The 24,341-nt window shown below is 50.1% G+C and carries 23 protein-coding genes; 2 read left to right on the forward strand and 21 right to left on the reverse strand.

Going from position 1 to position 24,341, the window contains the following annotated elements:
* From M2298_RS22735 to M2298_RS22750, 4 genes are all read right to left on the reverse strand, one after another.
* Positions 1-918: hypothetical protein (locus M2298_RS22735; RefSeq protein WP_280649129.1), on the reverse strand; the 918-nt coding region annotated here is incomplete at its 3' end.
* A 198-nt stretch (positions 919-1,116) separates the two neighbouring features.
* The gene (locus M2298_RS22740; protein WP_122966581.1) at positions 1,117-2,154 is read right to left on the reverse strand and encodes an outer membrane lipoprotein-sorting protein; all 1,038 of its coding nucleotides are present in this window, start codon (positions 2,152-2,154) and stop codon (positions 1,117-1,119) included.
* A gap of 242 nt (positions 2,155-2,396) precedes the next feature.
* On the reverse strand, positions 2,397-2,783 hold the full coding sequence (gene acpS, locus M2298_RS22745) for a holo-ACP synthase (RefSeq protein WP_173598101.1): 387 nt from the start codon (positions 2,781-2,783) through the stop codon (positions 2,397-2,399).
* 116 nt (positions 2,784-2,899) lie between these two features.
* The gene (locus M2298_RS22750) at positions 2,900-3,067 is read right to left on the reverse strand and encodes a gamma-type small acid-soluble spore protein (RefSeq protein WP_063229453.1); all 168 of its coding nucleotides are present in this window, start codon (positions 3,065-3,067) and stop codon (positions 2,900-2,902) included.
* Positions 3,068-3,284: 217 nt separating this feature from the next.
* Here M2298_RS22750 and M2298_RS22755 point away from each other — a divergent pair, with 217 nt between their 5' ends.
* Positions 3,285-3,536, forward strand: coding sequence for a glutaredoxin family protein (locus M2298_RS22755; RefSeq protein WP_122966583.1), 252 nt, complete (start codon positions 3,285-3,287; stop codon positions 3,534-3,536).
* Between the two features lie 21 nt (positions 3,537-3,557).
* Here M2298_RS22755 and M2298_RS22760 read toward each other — a convergent pair whose 3' ends face one another.
* The 6 genes from M2298_RS22760 to pstB (M2298_RS22785) form a co-directional block, all read right to left on the reverse strand.
* On the reverse strand, positions 3,558-3,890 hold the full coding sequence (locus M2298_RS22760; RefSeq protein WP_063229451.1) for an ArsR/SmtB family transcription factor: 333 nt from the start codon (positions 3,888-3,890) through the stop codon (positions 3,558-3,560).
* A 95-nt stretch (positions 3,891-3,985) separates the two neighbouring features.
* Entirely contained in the window at positions 3,986-5,623 is a 1,638-nt protein-coding gene (locus M2298_RS22765; RefSeq protein ID WP_254456943.1) for a GMC family oxidoreductase, read from the reverse strand.
* Positions 5,613-6,212: a gluconate 2-dehydrogenase subunit 3 family protein gene (locus tag M2298_RS22770; RefSeq protein WP_173598100.1), complete on the reverse strand. Its 600-nt coding sequence runs from the start codon at positions 6,210-6,212 to the stop codon at positions 5,613-5,615. The genes M2298_RS22765 and M2298_RS22770 overlap by 11 nt, the downstream gene beginning before the upstream one ends.
* A 6-nt stretch (positions 6,213-6,218) precedes the next feature.
* Positions 6,219-6,611: a hypothetical protein gene (locus M2298_RS22775; RefSeq protein WP_063229449.1), complete on the reverse strand. Its 393-nt coding sequence runs from the start codon at positions 6,609-6,611 to the stop codon at positions 6,219-6,221.
* Between the two features lie 161 nt (positions 6,612-6,772).
* Complete coding sequence (locus M2298_RS22780) at positions 6,773-8,059, reverse strand: arsenic transporter (protein ID WP_122966585.1); 1,287 nt, start codon at positions 8,057-8,059, stop codon at positions 6,773-6,775.
* 76 nt (positions 8,060-8,135) lie between these two features.
* Positions 8,136-8,888: a phosphate ABC transporter ATP-binding protein PstB gene (gene pstB, locus M2298_RS22785; RefSeq protein ID WP_122966586.1), complete on the reverse strand. Its 753-nt coding sequence runs from the start codon at positions 8,886-8,888 to the stop codon at positions 8,136-8,138.
* A gap of 211 nt (positions 8,889-9,099) precedes the next feature.
* Here pstB (M2298_RS22785) and M2298_RS22790 point away from each other — a divergent pair, with 211 nt between their 5' ends.
* The gene (locus tag M2298_RS22790) at positions 9,100-11,127 is read left to right on the forward strand and encodes a methyl-accepting chemotaxis protein (protein WP_173598099.1); all 2,028 of its coding nucleotides are present in this window, start codon (positions 9,100-9,102) and stop codon (positions 11,125-11,127) included.
* 275 nt (positions 11,128-11,402) lie between these two features.
* Here the strand turns inward: M2298_RS22790 and pstB (M2298_RS22795) are convergent, their stop codons facing one another.
* From pstB (M2298_RS22795) to M2298_RS22845, 11 genes are all read right to left on the reverse strand, one after another.
* Positions 11,403-12,176, reverse strand: a complete 774-nt coding sequence (gene pstB, locus M2298_RS22795) for a phosphate ABC transporter ATP-binding protein PstB (protein ID WP_063229446.1) — start codon at positions 12,174-12,176, stop codon at positions 11,403-11,405.
* 15 nt (positions 12,177-12,191) lie between these two features.
* Positions 12,192-13,082, reverse strand: coding sequence for a phosphate ABC transporter permease PstA (pstA, locus tag M2298_RS22800; RefSeq protein WP_122966588.1), 891 nt, complete (start codon positions 13,080-13,082; stop codon positions 12,192-12,194).
* Positions 13,083-14,030: a phosphate ABC transporter permease subunit PstC gene (gene pstC, locus M2298_RS22805; RefSeq protein ID WP_122966589.1), complete on the reverse strand. Its 948-nt coding sequence runs from the start codon at positions 14,028-14,030 to the stop codon at positions 13,083-13,085.
* 94 nt (positions 14,031-14,124) lie between these two features.
* A complete protein-coding gene (locus M2298_RS22810) occupies positions 14,125-15,078 on the reverse strand; it encodes a phosphate ABC transporter substrate-binding protein (protein WP_173598098.1) in 954 nt (317 codons plus the stop codon).
* A 188-nt stretch (positions 15,079-15,266) separates the two neighbouring features.
* A complete protein-coding gene (locus M2298_RS22815; RefSeq protein ID WP_280649130.1) occupies positions 15,267-15,815 on the reverse strand; it encodes a GerMN domain-containing protein in 549 nt (182 codons plus the stop codon).
* Between the two features lie 14 nt (positions 15,816-15,829).
* Complete coding sequence (locus tag M2298_RS22820; protein WP_280649131.1) at positions 15,830-17,509, reverse strand: N-acetylmuramoyl-L-alanine amidase; 1,680 nt, start codon at positions 17,507-17,509, stop codon at positions 15,830-15,832.
* Positions 17,510-17,695: 186 nt separating this feature from the next.
* Positions 17,696-18,076, reverse strand: a complete 381-nt coding sequence (locus M2298_RS22825) for a hypothetical protein (protein ID WP_229049802.1) — start codon at positions 18,074-18,076, stop codon at positions 17,696-17,698.
* Between the two features lie 148 nt (positions 18,077-18,224).
* Positions 18,225-18,482, reverse strand: a complete 258-nt coding sequence (locus M2298_RS22830) for a hypothetical protein (protein ID WP_063229439.1) — start codon at positions 18,480-18,482, stop codon at positions 18,225-18,227.
* Between the two features lie 111 nt (positions 18,483-18,593).
* A complete protein-coding gene (locus M2298_RS22835) occupies positions 18,594-20,183 on the reverse strand; it encodes a peptide ABC transporter substrate-binding protein (RefSeq protein ID WP_280649132.1) in 1,590 nt (529 codons plus the stop codon).
* A 181-nt stretch (positions 20,184-20,364) separates the two neighbouring features.
* Entirely contained in the window at positions 20,365-22,011 is a 1,647-nt protein-coding gene (locus tag M2298_RS22840) for a peptide ABC transporter substrate-binding protein (protein WP_122966594.1), read from the reverse strand.
* 433 nt (positions 22,012-22,444) lie between these two features.
* The gene (locus M2298_RS22845) at positions 22,445-24,070 is read right to left on the reverse strand and encodes a peptide ABC transporter substrate-binding protein (protein WP_122966595.1); all 1,626 of its coding nucleotides are present in this window, start codon (positions 24,068-24,070) and stop codon (positions 22,445-22,447) included.
* Positions 24,071-24,341: the final 271 nt, after the last annotated feature.

The raw sequence follows: 24,341 nt of genomic DNA on the forward strand, positions 1-24,341 counted from the left end.
CGACACGCCTTGCGCTTCTGCTACTGCTGCCAGCGACTTGCCTGCTTTCAGTTCTTCGCCCAGCTTGTCTGCATCCAGTTTCAGCAAGGAGAGCAACTCTTCGTTTTTGTCGAATCCGCCGCCGAAACCAAAGCCTTTGCCCGGGCCTCTGTCCTGATGCGTGTTTTGCACCATTTCTTTGACGCGCTCCGCTGCGTTTTCGTTCATTTTGTCAGCTTGTTCTTGCGTCAACTTGCCTGCTGTGACCGCTTCTTTCAGCTTCGCTTCTTGTTGTTCAACCAGCAAAGATACGAGGTCGTCTACCGACACGCCTTGCGCTTCTGCTACTGCTGCCAGCGACTTGCCTGCTTTCAGTTCTTCAGCCAGCTTGTCTGCATCCAGTTTCAGCAAGGAGAGCAGTTCTTCGTTTTTGTCGAATCCGCCGCCGAAACCAAAGCCTTTGCCCGGGCCTCTGTCCTGATGCGTGTTTTGCACCATTTCTTTGACGCGCTCCGCTGCGTTTTCGTTCATTTTGTCGACTTGTTCTTGCGTCAACTTGCCTGCTGTTACGGCTTCTTTCAGCTTCGCTTCTTGTTGTTCAACCAGCAAAGATACGAGGTCGTCTACCGACACGCCTTGCGCTTCTGCTACTGCTGCCAGCGATTTGCCTGCTTTCAGTTCTTCAGCCAGCTTGTCTGCATCCAGCTTCAGCAAGGAGAGCAGCTCTGTGTTTTCTTTGAAGGAAACGCCTTTGATGCCCCCGCCGTGATGATTCATTTTGCCGCCGAAAGCGAATTTCACCTCTGACGGTTTCTCCAATTTTTGCGCTTGCGCCTGTGTTTGTGTTGTATCTGCTGCAAAGGCGCTGCCCAAGCTCCCAATACTCAGAACTGCTGCCATCGTGCCCAAAAGCATTCCCAATTTTGCTTTGCTAAACATATTTGCTCAACCCTTTCACTCGGTGTAGTTATGTACCGCTTCTTCCGGGTACATGCTCAGTCTACACAGGCTATTTTAGATTCCCTTTTGAGAAAAATGGAAAAGTTGCGGGAAAGTAAAGGAGGATTGGTAAGAGACAAAGCTTCGTCTGGACACAACAAAAAGAGGACGGTCATAAGCCGTCCCCTCTCCCTATTTTTATTTCCCGCCGAGACCGTAAGTCGACTGAGCGACATTGACCATCTCTTCTTCTGGCAAATCTCCGGCGATTGTAAATTCGACACCGTCCAGCTCCCAAGTGAGCAGTCGTGTTTTTTCACCCGTTTGTGCCAGCACCCCGACTGTGAAGCCGAGATTGACAGGCATGCCTTGTTCATAAGATACGGAAGCTTCTGTCGGACGGGCTTCGATCAGCTTGTAGTTATACGCCCCTTTGTAGTTGAGGATGACTGTCCGCACGCCATCACGCGTCACTGGCTCGATATCGCCCTGCTTGACTCCCTCAGGCACGTAAGTCGGCACGATCACACCGAACTGGCTGTTCGGAAGCTTGGCGACCTGTCCGTTTGCGCCTGCCATCGTTGGAATTGCTGGCAAAGAGCTTGTGCTCATGTTGCGATCTCTGTCAAACGCATCCTTGTCAAAGGTAGGGTTGAACGAAAATTCGGTAAAGTCGATTCGCACCAGTGGCTTCATGCTCGAATCCATAATCTCCGCATGAGTTGGCTTGAAGTCTTCTGTCAGCCAAATCTTTTGCTTGGTGAGCGAGCGATTGCCGCTGTAGTTTGCTTTCACTTCAAAGACGTACTGCTTTTCCTCCATCTTCATTTGACGCTCCGCATCGTCAATAATGCTCTTCGCCAGCGTCTCATACAAATAGAGTGGGCCATTGTTCTCCGGCCAACCGCTCTGGAAGCGGAAGCTTTTGTTCAGGTGCGGAGTCAGGACAAAAACTCCTTCGTTATTGCGCAGAATGATCTGGGTAATTCCACGCTGCTTGGAGGTGAGCGCCACCCGATAATTCGTGGGCTTCTCATACCAGACCTGGACGTCATACTCCATAGGTGTAGAGCCCGTCTGCATAGTCAAAACCGCCTGAGACTTGTATCCGCTCATTTTCCCCAGTGCTCCGTTCAGGTCACTCACCACATCTTCTGGTGTTTTCTGACCGAAGCAACCGCCGAGCATCAACGTAAAGACCAACAATAACACCAGTGGTAAAGCTGCCCTTTTCATTCAATGAACTCCTCCTTGTCAACTTTTTCGACAAAGAAGGGCACCCCTGTCTATTTCCTGGGAAATCTGTCAGTCTTTCGCCTCTTGCAGCGCTCATCGTGTCAAAAAGCTGTACGGGGTACAAAGGACGCGATATCGCTTGATCGGCTGAAGACTTACCCTTCCTGTGTCAGAGCAGGTAGTCCCTCCTGATCTACGCGATATAAATGTATGTCCATCCTCGTCCCAATATGCAGACAAGTTTACAGCTCTTCCACAACCACCTGTGCCATAGCGTGCGTCTGACTGTGCGAAATGCTTACGTGTACACGAATGCGGGCCGGTTCCAAACCAAGTCTGGTCAGTACGTCGTGATTGATCTGCATCAAAGGCTTGCCCGTTTCGCCCGGGGTAATAGCCATATCAAGAAAGCTGAGCGCCTGTCCGATCCCTGTGCCGAGTGCTTTTGCCCCGGCTTCTTTGGCAGCGAACCTGCCAGCCACCATCTCCGCCTGCCTGTGCGCCGATTTTCCCGTCAGCAGCAGCTTTTCTTCATCGGTGAGAAAACGGTTGATCGCATTTTCCCTTCGCCCGATCAATGTTGCAACTCGTTCAATCTCTACTATATCCACGCCAATACCGACAATCATGGGCAAAAGCCCTCCCCAGCTTGTAGATTCTGCTGTCACAGTACCATCCTCTCCGCCCTTTTTGCAAGCCAAACGAAAAAACCCCCGCAAGATGCGAGGGTTGTTGTCTACAGCTACTACTCAGTAGCTTGACCTGCTTGTTGGCCGGATTTTTGAGCGGATTGTTGGTTTTGACGACGAACTTCCGCTACGTTTGTTTCGCTAGCAAATTCAGTAGCAGTGTTTTGCGCCTGAGCCGCTTGGTTAGCTTTGTTCATTCCTGCTTGCTTGTTTTGTTTAGGCATCGTTCCATTCACCTCCTCGACGTCACTGAATATAATTTGTACCGCCCCCCTCGCTCATATCCATCCTAATTTTTCCAGCCTGTACAAACTCGCTCCGATTGCTTCTGTCCTGTTTTCACCAGCGAACCGGGGTATCCTATAAGTGCAATACCGCGCAGGAAATCCGTAAGCAAGCGCGAATTAAGTGATCGACTACCACTTGAGAGGAGCGTTTTACATGGCTCAAACCGTTATTGTTTACACCCAGACGACATGCGGCCCTTGCCAGGAAGAAAAAATGTGGCTGACATCCCAAAACATCGCTTTTGAAGATAGAGATATCCGCAAAAACGACGCCTTTTTCCAGGAAGCCATCAACCTCGGAGCCAGCATGACTCCCGTTACTTTCATCGAAAAGGAAGGCGGCGAACAGTTTGTCATTCACGGCTTCGACAAGGAAGAATTAAAAAAAGCGCTGGATCTCATCTGATCCAACGCTTCCTAAGACTGATCAGCCGAACGAAGGTTCATCGGCTGATTTTTGTTTGACAATCGGTGACATATCTGGCAAGTGAGACAAAATTTGCTTAACGGCAGGAGAGCATTCTGTATTAACAGAGTAAAATACCCATGGTCCCTTGCGACGCTCTTTGACCAAACCATGTGTCTTTAGCTTAGCTAAGTGCTGGGAAACAGAGGGTTGGGAAGTTTGCAGAATCTCCACGAGATCACGGACACACAGTGATTGGACTTGCAAAAGAGCCATGATCGTCAAGCGCGTCTTGTCACCAAGCAGCTTGTAAACTTCGGATAAAAACAATACCTGCATCAAATCCGTTTCCATACGAACCCACCTTTGCCTTGCATATCTGTTTCCCAGTATACTATATGGCTTATATGATGGGGAAGATATGAACGTAAAAGTTCCTTGAACACTTCTTAAACATCTCGCTGCTGCATCGCTTCGATCAGCTTGTCCGCTGTGCGCGCAGCCAGCGCCATTACTGTGTTTGTCGGGTTGCTGCCACTCGATGTAACGAATGTGGAAGCACCCGCTATGAAAAGATTGGGAATGTCATGAGATTGCCCAAACTCGTTCACAACCGACTGCTCGGGGTTATTCCCCATTCGGCAGCCCCCCATCAAATGAGCGGTATCCGAGACGACATGCTCCGGCTTTCCGCCCATCGCTTCCATGATCCGGTTCATCTGCCCGATGGCATGCTGGTACAGCTTGCGGTCGTTTTCCTGATAGCTGAAAGTGACTTTCGGTATCGGCATCCCGTTTTCATCTTTTTCCCCGCTAAGCGTAACGGCATTGTCAGGATGAGGGAGCACTTCCCCTACCAGCGTAATTCGCGCATACATGTTGTAGTCAAGCATCGTTTCCCGCAGTTGTTTGCCCCACAAAAAGGTTTTGTCTTCCCGCTCCGTCGCGATTGCTCCCGCCATGCCGACTGGTCTTGATCCATGCGCACTCAGCGTGTACCCTCTGGCGAAGCCGCGCTCCCGCTCCGTCTCATAAAAGTGCTGGGTCAAGGCAAGCACTGGCGTTCCTTTGTACAGGCGCACTTCTTCCGGCAGCCGCCCGTAGACGTCATGACTTGAATGAGGCATGATTGCTTTGCCTACCCAGCCGCTGGAATTGGCCAATCCCTGGGGGAACCGCGATGTCGCCGAGTTCAACAGCAAGCGTGGCGTTTCCACAACAAAACCGGCGAGAATAACGACCCGCGCCATCTGCCGATGCATCAGCCCCTGATGGGAAAACAACACTCCGCTGACTCGGTCGCCCGCCATCAATATTTCCGTGACCGTGCAGTCAGACAATACTTCCGCTCCTTCTGCGATCGCCTTTGGAATATGATGAATCAGACCACTGTACTTGGCATTCGGCATACAGCCCTGGTTGCAAAAGCCGCGGTTGATACAGGGCGGCCGGTCGTCAAACGGAGCCGATAAAATCGCGAGGGGGGCAACTACGCTTTCGATCCCCAGCTTGTCGCAGCCTTCCCGGAACAATTGGGCGTTGGCGCTGATCGGTTCGCGAACCGGGTAAGGATACGGCCCCTGAAAAGCTCCCCACGGAAAATGATGCGGGCCTGACACGGCAATTTCCCGCTCGATCTTGTCGTAATACGGAGCCAGGTCATGATAGGTGATCGGCCAGTCTTCCCCGACCCCATCTGCTGTCCGGGTCATAAAATCGCTTTCGTGAAATCGTAAAAATACCCCTGTAAAATGAACGGTGCCTCCGCCGATTCCCCGCCCGGAGTTGTTATGACCCAGCCGCAAAGGGTCGTTTCCCGCAACCAGCCTCGTCTCCTGCCAGGCAAGCCGCTGCATGCTCAACTCGTCGCTGGCAAAGTCGCGCTGCGGGTCCCAGAACGGCCCTGCTTCCAGCACGACCACGCGCAGTCCTGCTTTCGCCAATTCGTACGCCAGCACTCCTCCTGCCGCGCCTGCTCCGACGATGCATACATCTGCTTCTTCCGCGTATTTTCGTACCAGGCCATCCTGGGAGGAACGTGCCCGATCCGCTTCGTTGGGATGCCGCTTCTCGTCGTTATTCGCCATTTGCCTTCGCCTCCCATGGGTCTGTCAATCCTTTTTCCACCCGCACATAACCGCGAGGATAAGCTGGCCCGCCGTAACCGATATCCGACCAGACGAGCGGGTGCGAATAATAGGCTTGCACGGTATCGTGCAGCAGCTTTTTGAAAAAATCGACGGCCGCAGCATGCGTCCACGCCTCTTGCTCCTTCACGCTGCCGCCAGAAATCCGCTTCAACACCTGCTCCTGATCGCCAGCGGAGAGCGCGCCAAACTCGCAACCGAACTCTGCGTGACTCTCAGATTCAACACCTGCTAGGCCGAGACGATACAGCTGTTTTTTCTCCGGAACACCGACCTTGCGCTGCGATTCTCCGACGGGACTCGCGAGCGACTCATCGATATGCGCCACGACAAAAGTCAGCACCTCCAGCCTGTGGTCGTCTACAAGCACACTCACAATCGCTTGCAGCAAAAGGGCCTCGGCAGGCAGCAAGTAGCTGTGGGCGACCTGCGGCATTTTCCTGGCTCCAACAATTTGTCGCGTGTGAACATCCCAATTGGCGTGCTCTTCCCACACATCATAGGCAGAGTAACGTCTGTGCTTTGCCATCTGCCCTCACCCCCAGAACAGGGCCAATAGCCCCAAAGCAGAAATCGCCGTAATGAGCAGAGGAAGAATAACCGGAGGGCCGACCAAAAAATTTTGCGATTGCGAAAATCCGCCTACGCGCTGTTTGACTCCTGCGGCGTGCAGATAAGCCCCGTACACGCCTCCCCCCATGCCGACGAACATCATCAAGGCAAACACCCACCTGAGCCATCCTGCATTCACGAACGACAACACAATAGCGGCAACCGCAAAAATCGGCAGTTCAATCACAGGCACCCACATCGCCCAATGCCGAAAGTTTTGTCTGGAATGAAACAGAGTGACTTGAACGGCAATCAAAATGAACGACAGTCCCGCAAACAAAATAAGCACACGCTCGATCGGCCAGCCCTGCCACATGGAAACATCCTCCTTTTGCTGTATGTTGCGCCTATTTTTCCCTTTGCTTCTGCTGTCCTATTCGAGTAAAAAAGCTATTTTCGGAAAACAGCCCTCTTCGCGTCCATAAAAAAACAAGCCTGCTGGTCCAATCGTCAGCAGACTTGCTTTATCCGTTTCTTTTAAAGGATCAGTGTCAGGTACAACCCGAGCAAAGTAATGATGAGAGTCGGCACCGTCAGCACAACCCCTGTGCGAAAATATTGACCCCACGTAATTTTTACGCCTTTGCGGCCCAGTACGTGCAGCCACAGCAAAGTGGCGAGCGAGCCAATCGGCGTTATTTTGGGTCCGAGATCGCTCCCGATGACGTTGGCGTAGATCATCGCTTCGCGGAAGACGCCTTCTGCTTGCGTGCTGCCAATCGCCAAAGCGTTGAACATGACGGTCGGCAAGTTGTTCATGATCGAAGACAAAATGGCGGAAATCAGCCCTGTGCCTAGCGTGGTTGCAAGCAAGCCGCAATCCATGAGCGCAACGAGCGCCGCTTTCACCAAATCCGTAAGCTGCGCATTGTGCAGCCCCCAGACCACCACATACATGCCGATGGAAAAAATGACGACCACCCACGGCGCTTCCTTCATGATCCTGCCCATGGCAATCGCCTTGCTTTTTCGCGAGACGAGGCAAAACACGAGGGCGGCGAGCGCGATGATGAACGAAACAGGCACATGGATCGACTCGCTTAGAAAAAAGCCGAGCAACAGCACGCCGAGAATCGGCCACGCCAGGCGAAACAGTCGCTGGTCGCGAATAGCCTCTCCCGGCCGCCGAAGCTGGGACAAATCTACGTGACGCGGGATGCTTTTGCGATAGTACAGAAACAAAACCAGCAGGCTGCCGCCGACAGAAAACAAGGTGGGCAAAACCATTTTCAGCGCGTATTCGGCAAAGCCGATGTCGAAATAGTCAGCGGAAACGATGTTGACGAGGTTGCTGACCACAAAAGGCAAGGAACTCGTATCAGCGATGAAACCGCTCGCCATGACAAATGCCAAAACCATCCCGCCGTCGAGCTTGAGTGCGCGAACCTGGGCGAGTACGATCGGCGTCAGGATCAGCGCTGTTCCGTCATTCGTAAACAAAGCAGACACCAGCGTCCCGAGCAAAATGACGTAGGTGAACATCAAGCGGCCATTTCCTTTTGCCAATCGCGCCATATGCAGGGCGGCCCATTCAAAAAAGCCGATCTCATCCAAAATGAGCGAAATGATGATAATGCCAACCAGGGCAAACGTGGCATTCCAGACGATCGACGTCACTTCCGCCACATCAGCGAGTGACACTACCCCTGTCACAAGAGCCAACACAGCTCCCCCTACCGCCGGATAGCCGATCGACAAACCTTTTGGCTGCCAAATAACCAATGTCAGCGTAACGATAAAAATCAACAATGAAATCCAGACCACCGCGTATGTCTCCCCTCCACGCCAAAAAGAGCGAACCCGCAATCGGTCCGCTCCTCTACCTTACTACAAACTTGCTTTATCCGAAACGGCCAGTAATGTAGTCCTCTGTCCGTTTGTCGCGCGGGTTTTGGAAAATCGTTGGCGTCTGGTCAAATTCCACAAGCTCCCCGTTGAGGAAGAACGCCGTTTTGTCAGAAATACGCGCTGCTTGCTGCATGTTATGCGTCACGATGACGATCGTATACGTATCTTTCAGCTCTTCCAGCAGCTCCTCGATTTTCGCCGTGGAGATCGGGTCCAGCGCAGAAGTAGGCTCATCCATCAAAATGACTTGCGGCTGGACAGCCAGCGCGCGTGCAATACAGAGACGTTGCTGTTGTCCGCCAGACAGTCCGGTAGCAGGCTTTTTCAACACGTCCTTGACTTCGTCCCACAAAGCAGCGGCCTTGAGACTGTTCTCCACGATCTCGTCGAGCTTGTGGCGATCCATCATGCCGTGAAGTCTCGGTCCGTAGGTGACATTGTCGTAAATGCTTTTCGGAAACGGATTCGGATGCTGGAACACCATTCCGATATTTTTACGCAACCGCTCGACTTCCACGCTGGAACTGTAAATGTCTTCATCAAACACCTTTACAACTCCGGTGATTTTGGTGTTCGGAACAGAGTCGTTCATCCGGTTCAACGTGCGCAAAAACGTAGACTTCCCGCAGCCGGACGGCCCGATCAAAGCTGTAATGGAATTTGGCTCAACATCAAGATTTATATGATAGAGGGCTTGTTTGTTACCGTAGAAGAGATTTAACTCTCTTACCGAAATAACACTCATGCTTTCCTTCGCTCCTTCGCGGTTGTAGCATCTGATTACTCAACCACTATAGCTCGCCAATGTTATGCTTTGATGAGGACTATATTAAGTTTCCATAAAGTTTTAAAGCTAGGTAAAGTTATGGTAAATGTTTCTTGCAAACCATATACGCCCCCAATAGTACACCCTACAATAAAGCTGAACGTTTTGTCGAATAAGGGGAGAGCATGTAATGCCGAGAAAAAAACGTATATTGGGCAACGCGTCGTTTCATTACCGATCGATTTTTACCAGATTGTTTTTCGGGATTTTGACTATGGTAGTCAGCATGATGGCCATTGCCGCATTCTTTATCAGTTATCAATCGGAAAGCACACTCAATGAAAAAACGAAGCAGCAGCTCTTCGATGCATCCGGGTCTGCCTTGCAGGAAGTGAACAGCCGCGTACAGTCGATCATCACCGCTCTTTCCTCCTATGCTTCTACTTACAAAAACAGCAAAATCACAAACAGTCAGAGCTTCGGCATCTTTACCGACATGGTTAACAGCAATCCGACGATTTCGGAAATTCAGGTCGTTACAGCAGATGGGCGTTACTTGACCTTCCCAGGCTCCCCGCTGGACAGTTCTTATGATCCGCGGGCAGCAGACTGGTACAAAGGAGCGTGGGACAAGCCAACCGCTTTTGTTTCGGACGTGTTTCAATTTTCCGCAACCGAGTTTCCCAAAATCGCCGTGTCGATGGCTTTGCGCAACGACGAGGAAGAACCTGTCGGGGTAGTCGTAGCGTTCGTCTCCGTGCCAAAGCTCAGCGAGTCTATCGGACAAATCAAGCTGGGAAATACCGGGTACGCGATGATTGTCGATCAGCAAGGAAAGCTGCTCGCTCACCCGGATAAAACGTACGCCTTGCAGCGCCCCCTGCTCACGGAGCTGCCCGTCGTCTCCAATGTGATCGCAGGCAAGTCAGGCTTTGATTCGTTCCATATAAACGGCATGGATGCGTTCGCCGCCTACAAGTTCGACCCGGCGCTCAAATGGGGAATGATCGTCGTTCAATCCGTATCAGAGGTCAAGCAGGAGGTCCGCCGCTTGCAACTGACGATTCTGGTCGTCTCGCTCGTCGGTCTGATTTCACTGGCTTTGCTGCTCTATTTGTACGTTCGCAAAATTATCAAGCCCGTCAAAGAAGTCCAGCAAAAAATGACGGCTTTCAGCGAAGGCGACTTGTTCCAGACGATGCACGTCCAAACCAATGATGAAATCAGACAGCTCGCCGACAGCTTCAACCGGATGAGCGGACAGATCAGAACGATCATCGGCAAAATCCAGTACGTCATTTCCGATGTCAAACAGGTGGCCGAGCATGTCGGAACAGGCTCGCGCCACTCCCACGCCATGCAGACAGAGGTCGTCTCCGTCACGGAGCGGCTCGCCCTGGAAATGGACAACCAGCAAGCCCAAATCGATGATATTCACCAAACTATGGCGGACATCACGCAAGAGTTGGGCCGCGTCACCCAATCGATGGAAACAGCGATCATGCAAAATCAGAAATCGCGTGAACAAAGCGCCAAAGCCGCAACCTCAATCGCCCTGTTAAAAGACAACATGCAAAAAATCTCGACGGATATGAAAGCATCCCTTCAGGCGATGGGTTCGATGCGAGAAAGCATGGATGACATTCGGGACATTCTCGGCTGGATTTCCTCCATCTCGCAGCGCACCAGACTGTTGTCTTTCAACGCCCGGATTGAAGCATCGCGAGCTGGTCAGGCTGGACTCGGCTTCGGCATCGTGGCTGACGAAATCCGCCTGTTGTCGGAGCAAACCGAGGAGGCCACCACTCGCATCCAACACGTCATCACGTCCGGCGAGAACCGGATGGAGCGCGTAGAGGCTTGTCTTGCAACTACCGATCACGCGACCGTCGACGGGATTCACACATTGCATCAGGCGACAGATATTTTCCAGCAGACGATCTCGATCAGCGAAGTTTTGACGACGCAGTTTGAAGCGATCAGGCAGTTGGCCGAAACGATCTCCAGTCAAAGCCAGGTCATTTTCCGGCGCGTCGACAGCCTCGCGGATTCCGCTCAGGAAGTGGTTGCCGGCACCCAGCAAGCCGTCGCCGCCAATCAGGAAAGTCTCTCGCTGTCTGAGCAGTTCCTGCACGATTCAGAGCGACTGGCTGGCATCGTAGAAGATTTGGAGCACGAAATCCGGTTTTTCCGGGCAGTAGAAAAGCCTTCTGCATAGAAGGCTTTTTTTGTTGCTTGTTTTGCTGTCTAGCGGACTCGTCGCACGGCGCAGCAGTCATCAACGCTTGGGGAGTCATGCTGCATTTCGTGGCCGTGGCTCTGGCTCCGGCTCCGGCGTTGCCCTTGCCCTTGCCCTTGCCCTTGCCCTTGCCCTTGCCCTTGCCCTTGCCCTTGCCCTTGCCCTTGCCCTTGCCCCGAGACTGTACAAGAAAAGGCCCTCCTGCGCAAGCATGCTGCCAGGAGAGCCTTTTCCTTTTCCTTTTCCTTCGCGATTCAGCCAAAGCGACCGCTGATGTACGCCTCTGTCTTGTCGTTTTCTGGCGAGGTGAAAATTTTTCCCGTTTCATCCATCTCGACCAGTTCGCCGAGCAAAAAGAACGCCGTCTTATCCGAGATGCGCGCCGCCTGGTGCAAGTTGTGCGTCACGATCACAATTGTGTATTCTTCCTTCAGTTGCATGACCAGCTCTTCGATTTTCATCGTAGAAATCGGGTCGAGTGCAGAAGCCGGCTCATCCAGCAGCAAAATGGTCGGCTGCATGGCAATGGCGCGTGCGATGCACAGACGCTGCTGCTGTCCGCCTGACAGAGACAGGGCGGAATCGCGCAGACGGTCTTTTACTTCGTCCCACAAAGCCGCTTTGCGCAAGCTCGTCTCCACCAATTCGTCCAGCTTGCGACGATCCGTCAATCCGTGAAAACGCGGGGCGAACGCGATATTTTCATAGATCGATTTGAAAAAAGGGTTGGCCCTCTGGAACACCATTCCGACGACCTGGCGCAAGCTCTCGATGTTGACTTCCTCACTGTTGATGTTGATTCCATCCACGACAATCGAGCCTGTCACGCGGCACGAAGGAACGAGATCGTTCATCCTGTTCAGGCTGCGCAAAAGCGTCGATTTTCCACAGCCGGACGGCCCGATAAAAGCCGTCACCGAGTTGCGCTCGACTTCCATCGAGATATTTTTGACGGCTTGCTTCTCGCCGTAATAAACCGAGACATTGTTTGTCGAAATAATCGTATCCTGCATGGTGAGTATGGACATCCCCGTCATCACTCCTTAGTTGGACCCTGAAGTCATCTTTTTGTACACCCAAGTACCAAACCAACGGGCCGAGAGGTTAAAGAGCAACACAGCAATGATCAGAACAGCTGCCGCACCGTCTGCCACATCGCGGGCGTCTGGCGTCAGCCCCTCGCTGTTTACTTTCCAAATATGCACGGCCAATGTTTCAGCCGGGCGGAACGGATTCAGCGGAGAGGTCGGGCTGTTCAAGGAGAAATCAGCAAAGTTCAGGTTCGGCGAAGACATCCCTGCCGTGAACAAGAGCGCAGCCGCTTCCCCGAAGACGCGGCCGGAAGCGAGGATCGCCCCGGTGAGAATGCCCGGGAGCGCTGCCGGAAGAATGACGGAAACGATCGTCCGCCATTTGGTGATGCCAAGCGCCAGGCTTGCTTCTTTTTGACTGCGCGGCACGTTGCGCAGCGCATCCTCTGTTACGCGTACGAGCAACGGAAGGTTGAAAACGGTCAAAGCCAGGGCGCCGGAGAACAAGGTATACCCCCAGCCCGTCATGTTTACGAAGACGAGCAAACCAAACAGGCCAACAACGATAGACGGCAACGAAGAAAGCACTTCTATACTCATGCGGATAAACTGTGTGAACTTGTTATCCGGCGCATATTCAGCCATATAAATTCCTGCTCCGATGCCAAGCGGCAAAGCAATCAGCATGGTCAGAACCAGCAAGTAAAACGAGTTGAACAGCTGCGGTCCGATCCCGCCTCCTGCGTTGACGATATCAGGCGGAGAAGTCAAAAAGTCCAGGTTCAGCTTATGCCAGCCTTGCGTCAAAATAAAGCCGAGCAAGCCGATAAGCGTACCGATAATCAAAGCGGCAATCAGAGTCAGCACAACAGTCGCAATGCGGTCCATCAATCTCGCTCTCATTTACTTCACCAGCCTTTTTCTGCCCAAAAAGCGCAAGATCATAATGAAAACGAACGACATCAGAAGCAGCAGAAGAGCCATGGACCAGAGCGCATTGTTGTAAGGCGTTCCCTGAATCGTATTTCCCATGTTAAGCGTAATTCCGCTCGTCAGCGTGCTGATTGGATCAAGCAAGCTGCCTGGAAGCTTCGTCGTGTTACCGATCACCATTTGTACCGCAAGCGCTTCGCCAAACGCGCGCGCCATCCCCAATACGACCGCCGTCAAGCAACCCGGCAGGGAAGAATGCAGCACGACATTCCAAATCGTCTGCCAACGCGTCGCACCCAGAGCAAGCGATGCGTTCCGCAAATCTTGAGGCACAGCCTCGATCGCATCTGTCGCCACACTGGTGATCGTAGGCAAGATCATCAAAGCGAGTACGAGTCCCCCAGCCAACAGACTGAAGCCCAACACATCGAACTGTTCGCGAATAAACGGAACCAATAAAGTAAGACCTACATATCCGTATACAACGGATGGAATCCCAACCAAAAGCTCAATAACTGGTTTCAACACTTTTTTCCCGAAGCCCGGGAATATTTCCGTCATGAAAATCGCTGCGCCAATTCCGAGCGGTGCCGCGATCAATGCAGCGAGAGCCGTTACCAAAAACGATCCGAGGATGAAAGGAAACACACCGTAGAGTGCAGGCTCGCCCTCTGGGTCCCATTTCACCTGAGTCAAAAATTCACTGATACTGACACCGTCAACAAAAAAGGTGGACAACCCTTTGGAAGCGATGAAGTACGTAATCGACAAGACGACGATGACCAGCAAAGCCGCACATACCATGGCGATTGTTCGCCCGGTCATATTCTCTGTAAATTGGCGTTTATTGTATGTCAGCATTTTTCGCGCAATCAGTGATTGGCGATTTGTCCCTACCCCTTCAATACGATGGTTCATGTTCTCCCTCCTAGAAAGAAAACGGCTTTCGAGCAAGCAAAATGAGGGGTAAGGCCCCCCCACCCCTCTATTTTGCTGTTGACCCGTGAGTGTCTTATTTTTGCGTTACTTTGCCTTCTGCATCACGTTCTACTTTCATATCTGTGATTGGCAGGAAGCCCAGTTCAGTAATAGTTTTCTTTTGTACTTCTTCAGACAGGATGAACTCCAGGAAAGCTTTTGCGTTGCCAGTTGGCTCGCCTTTTGTATACATGTGCTCATATGCCCACACTGGGTATTTGTTCGATGCAATGTTTTCTGCGTTTGCTTCTACACCGTCGAGTTTCAATGCTTTTACGGAGTCATTGAAGTAGGACAGAGCCAGGTAGCCGATTGCGCCAGGAGTTTCCGCGATGATTTTGCGAACGGTACCCGAGGAATCCTCTGTGATGCCTTCTGCTTCTTCTTTTCCGTCCAGTGCGAATTTGCTGAATGTTGCACGGGTTCCGGAAGACTTTGGACGGTTTACCAGCGTGATCTTCATATCGTCGCCGCCAACATCTTTCCAGTTGGTGATTTTGCCAGTGAAGATGTCGATCAGTTGTTGCTTGGTCAGGTTGTCTACTTTTACTTTCGGGCTAACCGCTGCTGCCATACCAACAACTGCTACTCTATGGTCAACCAGTTCGTTTGCCGGAATGCCTTTTTTCTCTTCTGCGAAGATGTCGGAGTTACCGATTGTTGCTGCGCCGCTTGCTACTTGGCTCAGACCTGTACCGCTTCCTCCGCCTTGAACTTGAATTTGCACACCTTGATTTTTTGCCATAAAGTCTTTGGCCGTTTGCTCGACCAGAGGCTGCAAAGCGGTAGAACCAACTGCAGTGATCGGTTCACCCGATGTAGTTGTTGTCGAACCAGAGTTGTTTTGTTCCGGAGCCGGAGTAGCTGGTTGCTGCGCCGGTTGTTGCGCTGGTTGCTGTGGTGCTGGAGCCGCATTGTTGCTTCCACAACCTGCGAGCAATGCTCCTACAAATGTCAGCGCCATTAACATTTTGCTGAGTTTTTTCATTGGATGAAAATCCTCCTTAAAAGGTTCGGTTTGTTTTTTTCTCTCTTACAAGTACAAACTATACAGGTCGAATGTTGTAGGATTGTGATGCCATTGTTAAGCTTTTTTAAAGATGGTCGGGCAAATGTATAAAAGGCGGCACATCCTGTTCAATCAGGTTGTGCCGCCTTTCGCTTGCGGTTAACTATTTATTTGTCGCGGGTCAAAGGCTGCGATATATCGACATGCCCCATCAACGATTCCGTTTTCTTGCCGTCTTCTAGGATGACGATTTGTTTTACTTCCGGGAATTGAAAAAAGGTTTCTTTCAGCGAGTCCACTGCCATTCCTTCGCCGCTGGAACCGAGGTTGTACTGGTTTTTGCTATCCGCATCAATCGTCAACGTGCCGTCAGCAAACGTCAACGAATGGTACTGGAAGTCTTTCCAGAGCGGAAAATGAGCATCTGCCTTCACTGGCTTCCCAAGCAGCGCGAGTGTTTTCTTGTACTTCTCGATGTCTTCTGCAAACGAGATTTCCTGTTCTTCTTTTTGCAGTTCCATCAGATCGCTGTCGGAGTAGTAGACGGTCACGAGCTGTTTTTTCAGTGTCGGCTCTGTAGTCGATGGGTCTGTTTTATTGCCGGATGGCTGTTCAACAGGTGTTGTCGGCTGCGGTGCAGGCGTTGCATTTTGTCCGCAACCAGCCAGAAGCAACACAGCAAAAGCTGCCACCCCGATCATCAGACTTTTTTTCATCGTGAAAGCCTCCCTTACTGATAAGACTGATAGTATTCACGAATAGCCGCAGCAAGGGCTTTCGCGATTTTGTCCTGAAATTCCGATGAGGTAAGCAACGCATTCTCTTGCGGGTTGGACAGGAAGCCTGTCTCTGTCAGGACAGCCGGCATTTTGGTGTTTTTGATGACGTAAAAGCCACTTGCCTTGACGCCCCGATCCGGGAACTGCGTAGCACCTTGCAAATACTTGTGAACGACTTGCGCAAATGTTTTGCTGTTTGCATTGTAATAGAACGTTTCCGTTCCGCCTGTCGTCGGTTTCGGGAATGCGTTGGCGTGAATGGACAGGAACAGATCCGCATCCATCTCGTTGGCAATCGCCACCCGCTCTGACAGCTCATAGAATACATCTGTCGTACGCACCGGAACTACCTGAAACTCCGGATATTGTTTCAACAAGGCTATTAGCTTGTTTGCGACAGCCAGATTGTAATCTTTTTCGTGGTTGCCTGCCACGCCCAACGTTCCAGGGTCTTTTCCCCCATGACCAGCATCCACTACGATGAGGTAGCCTGTCTTTTTAGGTTTTGGGGTAAGCTTCACTTCGATGCCGTCTTTCGTATACGCCAGATTATACGCGCTCTTCTGGTTCAACTCAATGACGACGCGAACCGTCTCGGGAGAAGCACTGTACTGGCTGTAGCGAAGGCTGGCGATGAGCGGCTCTTCCTCCGGCGCACTCGCGGCTGCCTGCTGCTCATCGTTATAAGAATCGGAGTCTTCTGCACTCTGTTCGTCCTCGTCATCTGCGGAAGCAGCCTGCTGGCGATCCTCAGATGCTCCCGTGCTCGCTGCTTGTTCCTTTTGCTTCAACTCTTCCACCAAATCATCTGTCAAAGCCGTTTGGGGAAGATCCAGCACAATGCGATGGGGGCCTGTCAGTACAAAAGCGTTCGCCTGTACAGGCAGCTTCATATTAATATGTACGCGATCCCCATCTTGCTCAACACCTGTCAGATGATTAAGTCTTTCAATCTCGACCAAGTTCTTTTTCTGGTTCCAGTCAATCGACCCGCCCAGTTCGTCTTCCACTTGCTTCAACGGGAGAACCAGCTGGCTGTCGATCGTCATGCCGCGCTCTGGGCGACTCCAGGCAAAGCCTTTTTGCCCGACTTGTTCTGCCACTGCATCGGCAGCCACATACATCGTGTCAGACACCTGGTACAGCTTGATCGCTTTTTCAGGAGCGCGTCCGTTCAATGTCACTTGCGGCGTCTCATTGGCAATGACGGTACGGGAACTGCTGTCCCAACCTACTGTGATTCCAAGCGATTCCCCGACAAATCGCAAAGGCAGCAGCATGCGTTTCTGGGAAATGACAGGGGCTGTATCCAGCTTGACCTGTTTTCCGTTCAGTTGCGCTGTGCGCGAGTCCAACGTGAGGGAAAGCTGCTGAGATCCCTTCGTAATAACAGCTGTCCGGGTCGCTTCATTCCAGGCGACATCTGCGCCCAGACCTTCTGCGATGACACGGACGGGAACCAATGTCCGCCCGCTTTTGATCAATGGCGGTACATCCGGGGTAACTGCTTGTCCACCAATCATTAAGCTGACGGTCTCCTCAGTTGCACTACTTGCCGCAGCCGCCCAACCGGGGATAAGCAGCAGGACCAGCAGCAGCGCCAGAAGCAGAGGGTAAAATCGTCTTTTCATCCTGACCTCCTCCGTGATGTCTGATTTGTTATGTGGCGTTAGCCCATTGTGCAACGTTCACCATTCTATTAGACGCTAGTGAATCTGTAAAGTTTATAGTCTTTTCGTACCAAAAAGACAAAAGACTGCTCTTTTTTGACAAAGAGGCAGTCTTTTGAGAGAGAATCGTGTCTGATCCTGCTTGTTCTATCGAAGGAAGCGCGACAAGCCGCGCCTTTCTCTTCTGCTTACTTCCTGAACGGGTCCCTGCCCTTTCAGCATATTCAAGCCCCCGCTGGCAATAAACTGCTGAATCATGGACATGACAGCCGGATTTGACAGAACTTTGATTGAATCCGCTACTTTCGGGTTCTTCAGTTGGGGAATAGCCCCGCTCAAGTGCGGCAATAACGGCAGCAAATCTTCAATCGAGATCGCAGGCTTCGGTTTCTCCGGGGCGGACTGTACAGGAACCGGACGCTGGCGTCCACCGAACAAGATGCTGCGCCGCGGTCCCAGACTGGGCGTAGCCTTCAGTCTTCCAAGCGTGTCCTTCATATCCTGCAACTCTTGCTTCATCTGGTTCATCTCGCGCATCACCTGGGCATTGCTCACATCATGCGCATCAGCCAGCCTGTGCATCGTCTCTAACAGTTGGCCCTGGGAGACGGCCTGCTTCTTTTTCCTTCGGGTCTTGGCAGCGATAATCCCACCTCCCTCCTAGATAAGCCCCCCTTTATTTAAAGCGCTTTTTCAGGTTGTCGATGTCTTTGGAATTAACACCTTTTTTGGACAGCTTATTCAGCAGGCTCCCGACGTTTTCGGTCTTGGACATTTGCCGAAACTGCGCCACATATCCGTTCAGTTCCTTGTCTGAGAAGTTTTTGCCCGCTTTTTTGCCCAAATCGCGAATGACCTCTTTCAAGCCTGCGTCCGTTTTCAGCTTGTCTTTGGGAATTGACCTTACAATGCTGAGCAATTTGCCAATATCCACAGCGATCCCCCCTGGTTGCAGTTTGTTCCTTTTTACTCTATGTAGCCAGGAGCACAATGGATTGGTCATTTGTCCATGCGTTGGAAAAAAAGAAAGAAGGGCATCAGCAGATTAAGGCTTGATATCTGCGTATTTGAAGTCGATCATTCCCAAGCCGTCCATAACCACTCCATCGACCTTTTTGCTTTGCAGCCAATTTTGTGAATAATAATAGATCGGCATGATCGGCATTTCGTCCATGAGGATTTGCTCGGCCTTGGCGAGAATCGCTTTGCGTTTTTGCGGGTCCTGCTCTTTTGCCGACTGGTTCAGCAGTTCTTTATACTGCGGATTTTCCCAACCAGTGTCATTGTTCCCGCCGTCTTTGTCCTTGAACATCTCCAAAAAGTTGATCGGATCGTTGAAGTCGGCGAGCCAGCCAAAGCGGGATATTTGATATTTGCTTTGGTGGACATCTTCCAGAAATTTTTTCCATTCGGTGTTTTCCAACTTCACCTCTACGCCAAGATTGTTTTTCCATTGATATTGGATCACTTCTGCAATTTTTTTATGACTTTGGGATGTGTTGTAGGAAATGGTGATGGGAGGGAGTTTGCTGATTCCTGCTTCTTTCATTCCTTCTTGGAGAAGCTGTTTCGCTGTTTCTATGTCATTGTCTTTGAAGTAACCCTCAGCTTTAAGCCCCATGCTCGACGGCACATAACCTGTGGCGGGAAGGACATTCATCCACATTGCTTCTATCAACCCCTGCCGATCCAGCGCATAAGCAAAAGCTTTACGGATTTTGACATTATGAAAAGGAGCTTGCTTGGTGTTGAAGCGATAAAAATAAGTGCCTGCTATCGCTTGAGTGTTAAGTATCGGAGGTGATCCCAAATCCAACTCGAGATCAAGTGGGATTTGGGACAAAGGAGCTCCTGCCCAATCTAGATCTCCGTTGCGAAACATCGTCAGCTCTACCAGTTCGTCTTCTATCATGGAAAAATGAATCTTGTCCAATTTTACGTTCCCTTTATCCCAGTAGTTCTGGTTTTTCGCCAGAATCATCTGGTGCTGGGGCTTCCAAGTCTCGATTTGAAAAGGGCCGTTCCCTACAATCGTTTTGGGGTCAAGCGCCCATCGTGCGTTTGCTTCCACTACTTTTTTATTTACGGGGTAATAGGTGTAGAAAGTTGTCAGTTCCGTGAAGAACGGGGCTGGAGCGGTTAGCTCCACGGCCAAGGTTGTCGCATCTATGGCTTTGACTCCTACTTCCTCCGCTTTTCCGTTACCTTGATTGTAAGCTTCCGCGCCTTTCAAATAGTATAGCTGGTAAGCATAATTCGATGCTGTCTCAGGGTTCAGCGCGCGTTTCCAAGCATATTCGAAGTCATGAGCAGTTACCGGATCGCCATTGCTCCACTTAGATGGACGGATTTTAAATGTATAGGTTTTGCCGTCAGCAGAAATGGTATAACTCTCCGCTGCTGCTTCATGAATTTTTCCATCTTCGCCTACACGGGTCAATCCCTCGAAAATTGCCCTGGTTACTGCTCCTGACGTTGAATCTTCCGCGATCCCCGGGTCCACAGTCGGCGGGTTCGAGTTCATATTCATCCTGAGCACCTTCGGCTCCGCCGCTTGTCCGGCATCCGCATACCCTGCCAAGCTTCCCCCAACAATCAGCATTGCGCTTGTAACTGCTACTACGCTTTTTTTCACGATCAAAACTCCTTATTTTTTTATATGGACTTCTACCATCAGTATACAAGCGAGAGGGATTTTTTGGGTGATTTTTCTAATAAAAGGATTGCGCCATGCTCGCCGACTGCTTGCCGCAAAAAAAAGAAGAGAAGCGTTAAAAACGCCTCTCTTCCTTATATCAGTTGCATCTCTTCAATGATTACTTGATGTCAGCGTATTTGTAATCAACAGCACCCAGACCGTCGATGATTACGCCGTCAACCTTGTCGTTTTTAACCCAAGATTGAGTGTAGTAGTAGATTGGCATGATTGGCATTTCATCCATCAGGATTTGCTCAGCTTCTGCCAAGATTGCTTTACGTTTTTCTGGATCTTGTTCCAGAGCGGATTGGTTCAGCAGCTCTTTGTACTTCGGATTTTCCCAACGAGTATCGTTGTTTCCGCCGTCTTTTTCTTTGAACATTTCCAGGAAGTTGATTGGATCGTTGAAGTCACCCAGCCAACCAGCGCGAGCTACTTGGTATTTACCTTGGTGTACATCATCCAGGTATACTTTCCACTCTTTGTTTTCGAGTTTCACGTCTACGCCGAGGTTTTTCTTCCATTGGTCTTGAATCGCTTCTGCGATCTTTTTGTGACCTTCGGAAGTGTTGTAGGAAAGTGTCAGGGTTGGCAGTTTGCTGATGCCTGCTTCCTTCATACCTTCTTCCAGCAATTTTTTCGCTGCATCGAGGTCTTTGTCCTTGAAGTAGCCGTCTTTGTTCAGAGCCATGCTCGGTGGCACGTAGCCTGTTGCTGGCAATTGACCAGCTTGCAGGATGTTGTCGATCAGGCTTTGACGATCGATCGCGTAAGCAAACGCTTTACGGATTTTCACGTTGTTGAAAGGTGCTTTTTCTGTGTTGAAACGGTAGAAATAAGTACCTGCGATCGGTTGAGTTGTCATTTTTCCGGAATCTTTCAGAGCCGGAATTGCGTCTGTTGGCAATGCGGAAGTTGGAGCACCTGCCCAATCCAGTTCGCCATTTTCATACATGGACAGCTCAGTGTTCTCATCTTCTACCATGGAGAACTCGATTTTGTCCAGTTTTACGTTGTCTTTATCCCAGTAGTTGTCGTTTTTCACAACAACCAGTTTGCTCTTGTGTTCCCAAGTTTCCATTTTGAATGGACCGTTACCAACGATTGTTTTCGCGTCAGTAGCCCATTTGTCGTTGCCTTCAACTGTTTTTTGGTGAACTGGGAAGTATGTTTTGAACGCTACCAGTTCCAGGAAGAATGGAGTTGGGTTAGTCAGTTCAACTTCCAGTGTTTTGTCATCAATTGCTTTTACGCCTACATCTTCTACTTTACCAGTACCTTTGTTGAAGGCTTCAGCACCCTTCACATAGTACAGTTGGTAAGCGTAGTTGGAAGCTGTTTTCGGATCGAGCGCGCGTTTCCAAGCAAATTCGAAGTCTTTTGCGGATACGGCATCGCCGTTGCTCCATTTAGCATCGCGGATTTTGAATGTATATTTTTTACCGTCTGGAGAAATCTCAATTTTTTCAGCTGCTGCTTCATGTACTTTGTTATCTTTACCTACACGAGTCAAACCTTCAAAAGTAGCTGTGATGATCGTGCTGGAAGTTGTATCTTCCGCAATACCAGGGTCAGCTGTTGGCGGCTCGGAGTGCAGGTTCAATTTCAGTACTTTTGGTCCAGCTGCTGGAGCAGGAGTTTCCGTTTTGTTACCTGCTGCTGCATTATTATCTGCTGGCGCTGCTTGGTTACCGCCACCGCATCCTGCAAGTGCCGCACCAAGAACGAGGATAGAACTCATTGCTACGAAAACATTCTTTTTCATACAAGTAATCCCCCTTTTCTAAATCTTTTATCAATATACATGGTTTTATATTATTTTTAAATATGTTTTAGAATGATTTAATAAATTTTTATTTATTTATAAAGATGTTTAATCTTTTATAAAAAATAATTTATTGGAAAAATATAATAGCAAGTGCTCGACGTCTTTATTCTCATCTGGAAAACGTTGATTTGGCGCGGTTTTGTCGCACTTCTTCTCACAACACTCTTGGCGATCCTGCCCAAAATGGCTTATTGATGCGTGTCGCTCTCAAACTCATTTTTTATTTGGAATTTTACAAATTTTTATTTTTCTCATTGCCCTCTATTCTGTTTTCTTTATGGATGAACAAACTCGACAAGCTTTGACGGCGATTTCCCTCCGCATTCAACAAAAAAAGAGGAGCTGATCGCTCCTCTTTCATTCTTTGCTATTATTGAATGTCTGCCCATTTCCAGTCTACGAAGCCCAGACCGTCCAGAACAACACCTTTTACCTTGTCGCTCTTCACGTAGGAATGAGTGTAGTAGTAGATTGGCGCAGCTGGCATTTCGTCCATGAACAATGCTTCTGCTTCTGCCAAGATTTGTTTGCGCTTCTCAGGGTCTTTTTCAACCGCAGATTTGTTCAGCAGCTCTTGATACTTCGGACTTTCCCAGTTGGTATCGTTGTTGCTGCCTTTTTTCAGCTTGAACAGATCCAGGAATGTGTACGGATCGTTGTAGTCGCCAGTCCAGCTGGAACGAGCGATTTGGAATTTACCTTGGTGCAGGTCATCCAGGAATACTTTCCACTCTTTGTTCTCCAGCTTCACTTCTACGCCAAGAGCTTTTTTCCATTGGTCCTGGATTGCTTCGGCAATTTTCTTGTGACCTTCGGATGTATTATAGGAAAGAGTCAGAGTTGGCAGCTTGGTGATGCCTTCCTCTTTCATACCTTCTTCCAGCAATTTTTTCGCTGTTTCTACATCGTTATCTTTGAAGTACGGGCTAGATGCTACTGCCATCGTTGGAGGCACCAGACCCATTGCCGGTTCTTGGTTTGCTTGTGTTACGTTGTCGATGATTGTTTGACGGTCGATCGCATAAGCGAACGCTTTACGGATTTTCGCATTGTTGAACGGCGGTTTCTCTGTATTGAATTTGTACAGGTACGTGCCCGCAATCGCATGCGTTTGCATTTTTCCGGAGTCTTTCAGAGCCGGAATCGCGTCTGTTGGCAGTGCGGAAGTTGGAGCACCTGCCCAATCCAGATCGCCGTTGTCAAACATGGACAGCTCCGTGTTTTCATCCTCAACCATGGAGAAATCGATCTTGTCCAGTTTTACAGCATCTTTATCCCAGTAGTTCTCGTTTTTCGCGAGAATCAGCTTGCTTTTGTGCTCCCAAGTATCGATCTTGAACGGACCGTTACCTACGTGAGTTTTCGCGTCGCCTGCCCAGTTTTGCGTTCCTTCAACCACTTTTTGGTTCACTGGGAAGTACGTGTAGAAAGCTGTCAGCTCCAGGAAGAACGGAGTCGGGTTTTTCAAAGTAACAACAAGTGTTTTGTCGTCACTTGCTTTTACGCCCACGTCTTCAGCTTTCGCTTTGCCTGTGTTGTACTCTTCCGCGTTTTTCAGGTAGTACAGTTGGTAAGCGTAGGTAGAACCGAGTTTCGGATCGAGCGCTCGCTTCCAAGCGTATTCAAAGTCTTTTGCTGTAACAGCATCGCCGTTGCTCCATTTGCTGTCACGCAGGTGGAATGTATAAGTAAGTCCATCTTCAGAAACGTCAATTTTTTCCGCTACGGATTCATGTGGTTTGCCATCTTCACCAATACGAGTCAAACCGTCAAAGGTCGCACGCAAAACAGCACCGGAAGTGGAATCCTCAGCCAAGCCAGGGTCAGCCGTTGGTGGCTCACTCTTCATGTTCATGCGCAGAACTTTTGGACCGCTTGTTTTTTCACTATTAGCAGAATTTCCTTGCTCTGCTGCTTTCTCGCCGCCGCCACAGCCAGCCAGCGCCGCACTCAGAACCAGGATGGAACTCATCGCTGCGAATACGCTTTTTTTCATTGGTGTTGACCCCCTTTTGTATGTGTAACACTCATGGAAAAGCTACTTCAACAAATATACTGCATTTTTAGTAATATTGAAGACATTTTAAGCAAGTTTAATTATGTTTTATTCAAAGATCAAATTGTATTAACGGAAATAAATTCACATTCTTCATTAAATGAAGTATGCCTCGCGACGGAAAAACTATGCGAACCGCGGAATTTTCGCCATTCTTCCCATGCAAAAACAAAGAAGCCTTCCCGTCTTGGCAAACGACGCCGGGAAGGCT

This window comes from Brevibacillus sp. 1238 (genome assembly GCF_029892995.1).
In the GTDB taxonomy this organism is placed as follows: Bacteria; Bacillota; Bacilli; order Brevibacillales; family Brevibacillaceae; genus Brevibacillus; species Brevibacillus parabrevis.

What these genes read in the sequence shown, in the direction of transcription:
- M2298_RS22740 (WP_122966581.1), bottom strand. Translation starts at nt 2,154, where the DNA reads ATGAAAAGGGCAGCTTTACCACTGGTGTTATTGTTGGTCTTTACGTTG.
- acpS (WP_173598101.1), bottom strand. Translation starts at nt 2,783, where the DNA reads ATGATTGTCGGTATTGGCGTGGATATAGTAGAGATTGAACGAGTTGCA.
- M2298_RS22750 (WP_063229453.1), bottom strand. Translation starts at nt 3,067, where the DNA reads ATGCCTAAACAAAACAAGCAAGCAGGAATGAACAAAGCTAACCAAGCG.
- M2298_RS22755 (WP_122966583.1), top strand. Translation starts at nt 3,285, where the DNA reads ATGGCTCAAACCGTTATTGTTTACACCCAGACGACATGCGGCCCTTGC.
- M2298_RS22760 (WP_063229451.1), bottom strand. Translation starts at nt 3,890, where the DNA reads ATGGAAACGGATTTGATGCAGGTATTGTTTTTATCCGAAGTTTACAAG.
- M2298_RS22765 (WP_254456943.1), bottom strand. Translation starts at nt 5,623, where the DNA reads ATGGCGAATAACGACGAGAAGCGGCATCCCAACGAAGCGGATCGGGCA.
- M2298_RS22770 (WP_173598100.1), bottom strand. Translation starts at nt 6,212, where the DNA reads ATGGCAAAGCACAGACGTTACTCTGCCTATGATGTGTGGGAAGAGCAC.
- M2298_RS22775 (WP_063229449.1), bottom strand. Translation starts at nt 6,611, where the DNA reads ATGTGGCAGGGCTGGCCGATCGAGCGTGTGCTTATTTTGTTTGCGGGA.
- pstB (WP_122966586.1), bottom strand. Translation starts at nt 8,888, where the DNA reads ATGAGTGTTATTTCGGTAAGAGAGTTAAATCTCTTCTACGGTAACAAA.
- M2298_RS22790 (WP_173598099.1), top strand. Translation starts at nt 9,100, where the DNA reads ATGCCGAGAAAAAAACGTATATTGGGCAACGCGTCGTTTCATTACCGA.
- pstB (WP_063229446.1), bottom strand. Translation starts at nt 12,176, where the DNA reads ATGTCCATACTCACCATGCAGGATACGATTATTTCGACAAACAATGTC.
- pstA (WP_122966588.1), bottom strand. Translation starts at nt 13,082, where the DNA reads ATGAGAGCGAGATTGATGGACCGCATTGCGACTGTTGTGCTGACTCTG.
- pstC (WP_122966589.1), bottom strand. Translation starts at nt 14,030, where the DNA reads ATGAACCATCGTATTGAAGGGGTAGGGACAAATCGCCAATCACTGATT.
- M2298_RS22810 (WP_173598098.1), bottom strand. Translation starts at nt 15,078, where the DNA reads ATGAAAAAACTCAGCAAAATGTTAATGGCGCTGACATTTGTAGGAGCA.
- M2298_RS22815 (WP_280649130.1), bottom strand. Translation starts at nt 15,815, where the DNA reads ATGAAAAAAAGTCTGATGATCGGGGTGGCAGCTTTTGCTGTGTTGCTT.
- M2298_RS22820 (WP_280649131.1), bottom strand. Translation starts at nt 17,509, where the DNA reads ATGAAAAGACGATTTTACCCTCTGCTTCTGGCGCTGCTGCTGGTCCTG.
- M2298_RS22825 (WP_229049802.1), bottom strand. Translation starts at nt 18,076, where the DNA reads ATGAACCAGATGAAGCAAGAGTTGCAGGATATGAAGGACACGCTTGGA.
- M2298_RS22840 (WP_122966594.1), bottom strand. Translation starts at nt 22,011, where the DNA reads ATGAAAAAGAATGTTTTCGTAGCAATGAGTTCTATCCTCGTTCTTGGT.
- M2298_RS22845 (WP_122966595.1), bottom strand. Translation starts at nt 24,070, where the DNA reads ATGAAAAAAAGCGTATTCGCAGCGATGAGTTCCATCCTGGTTCTGAGT.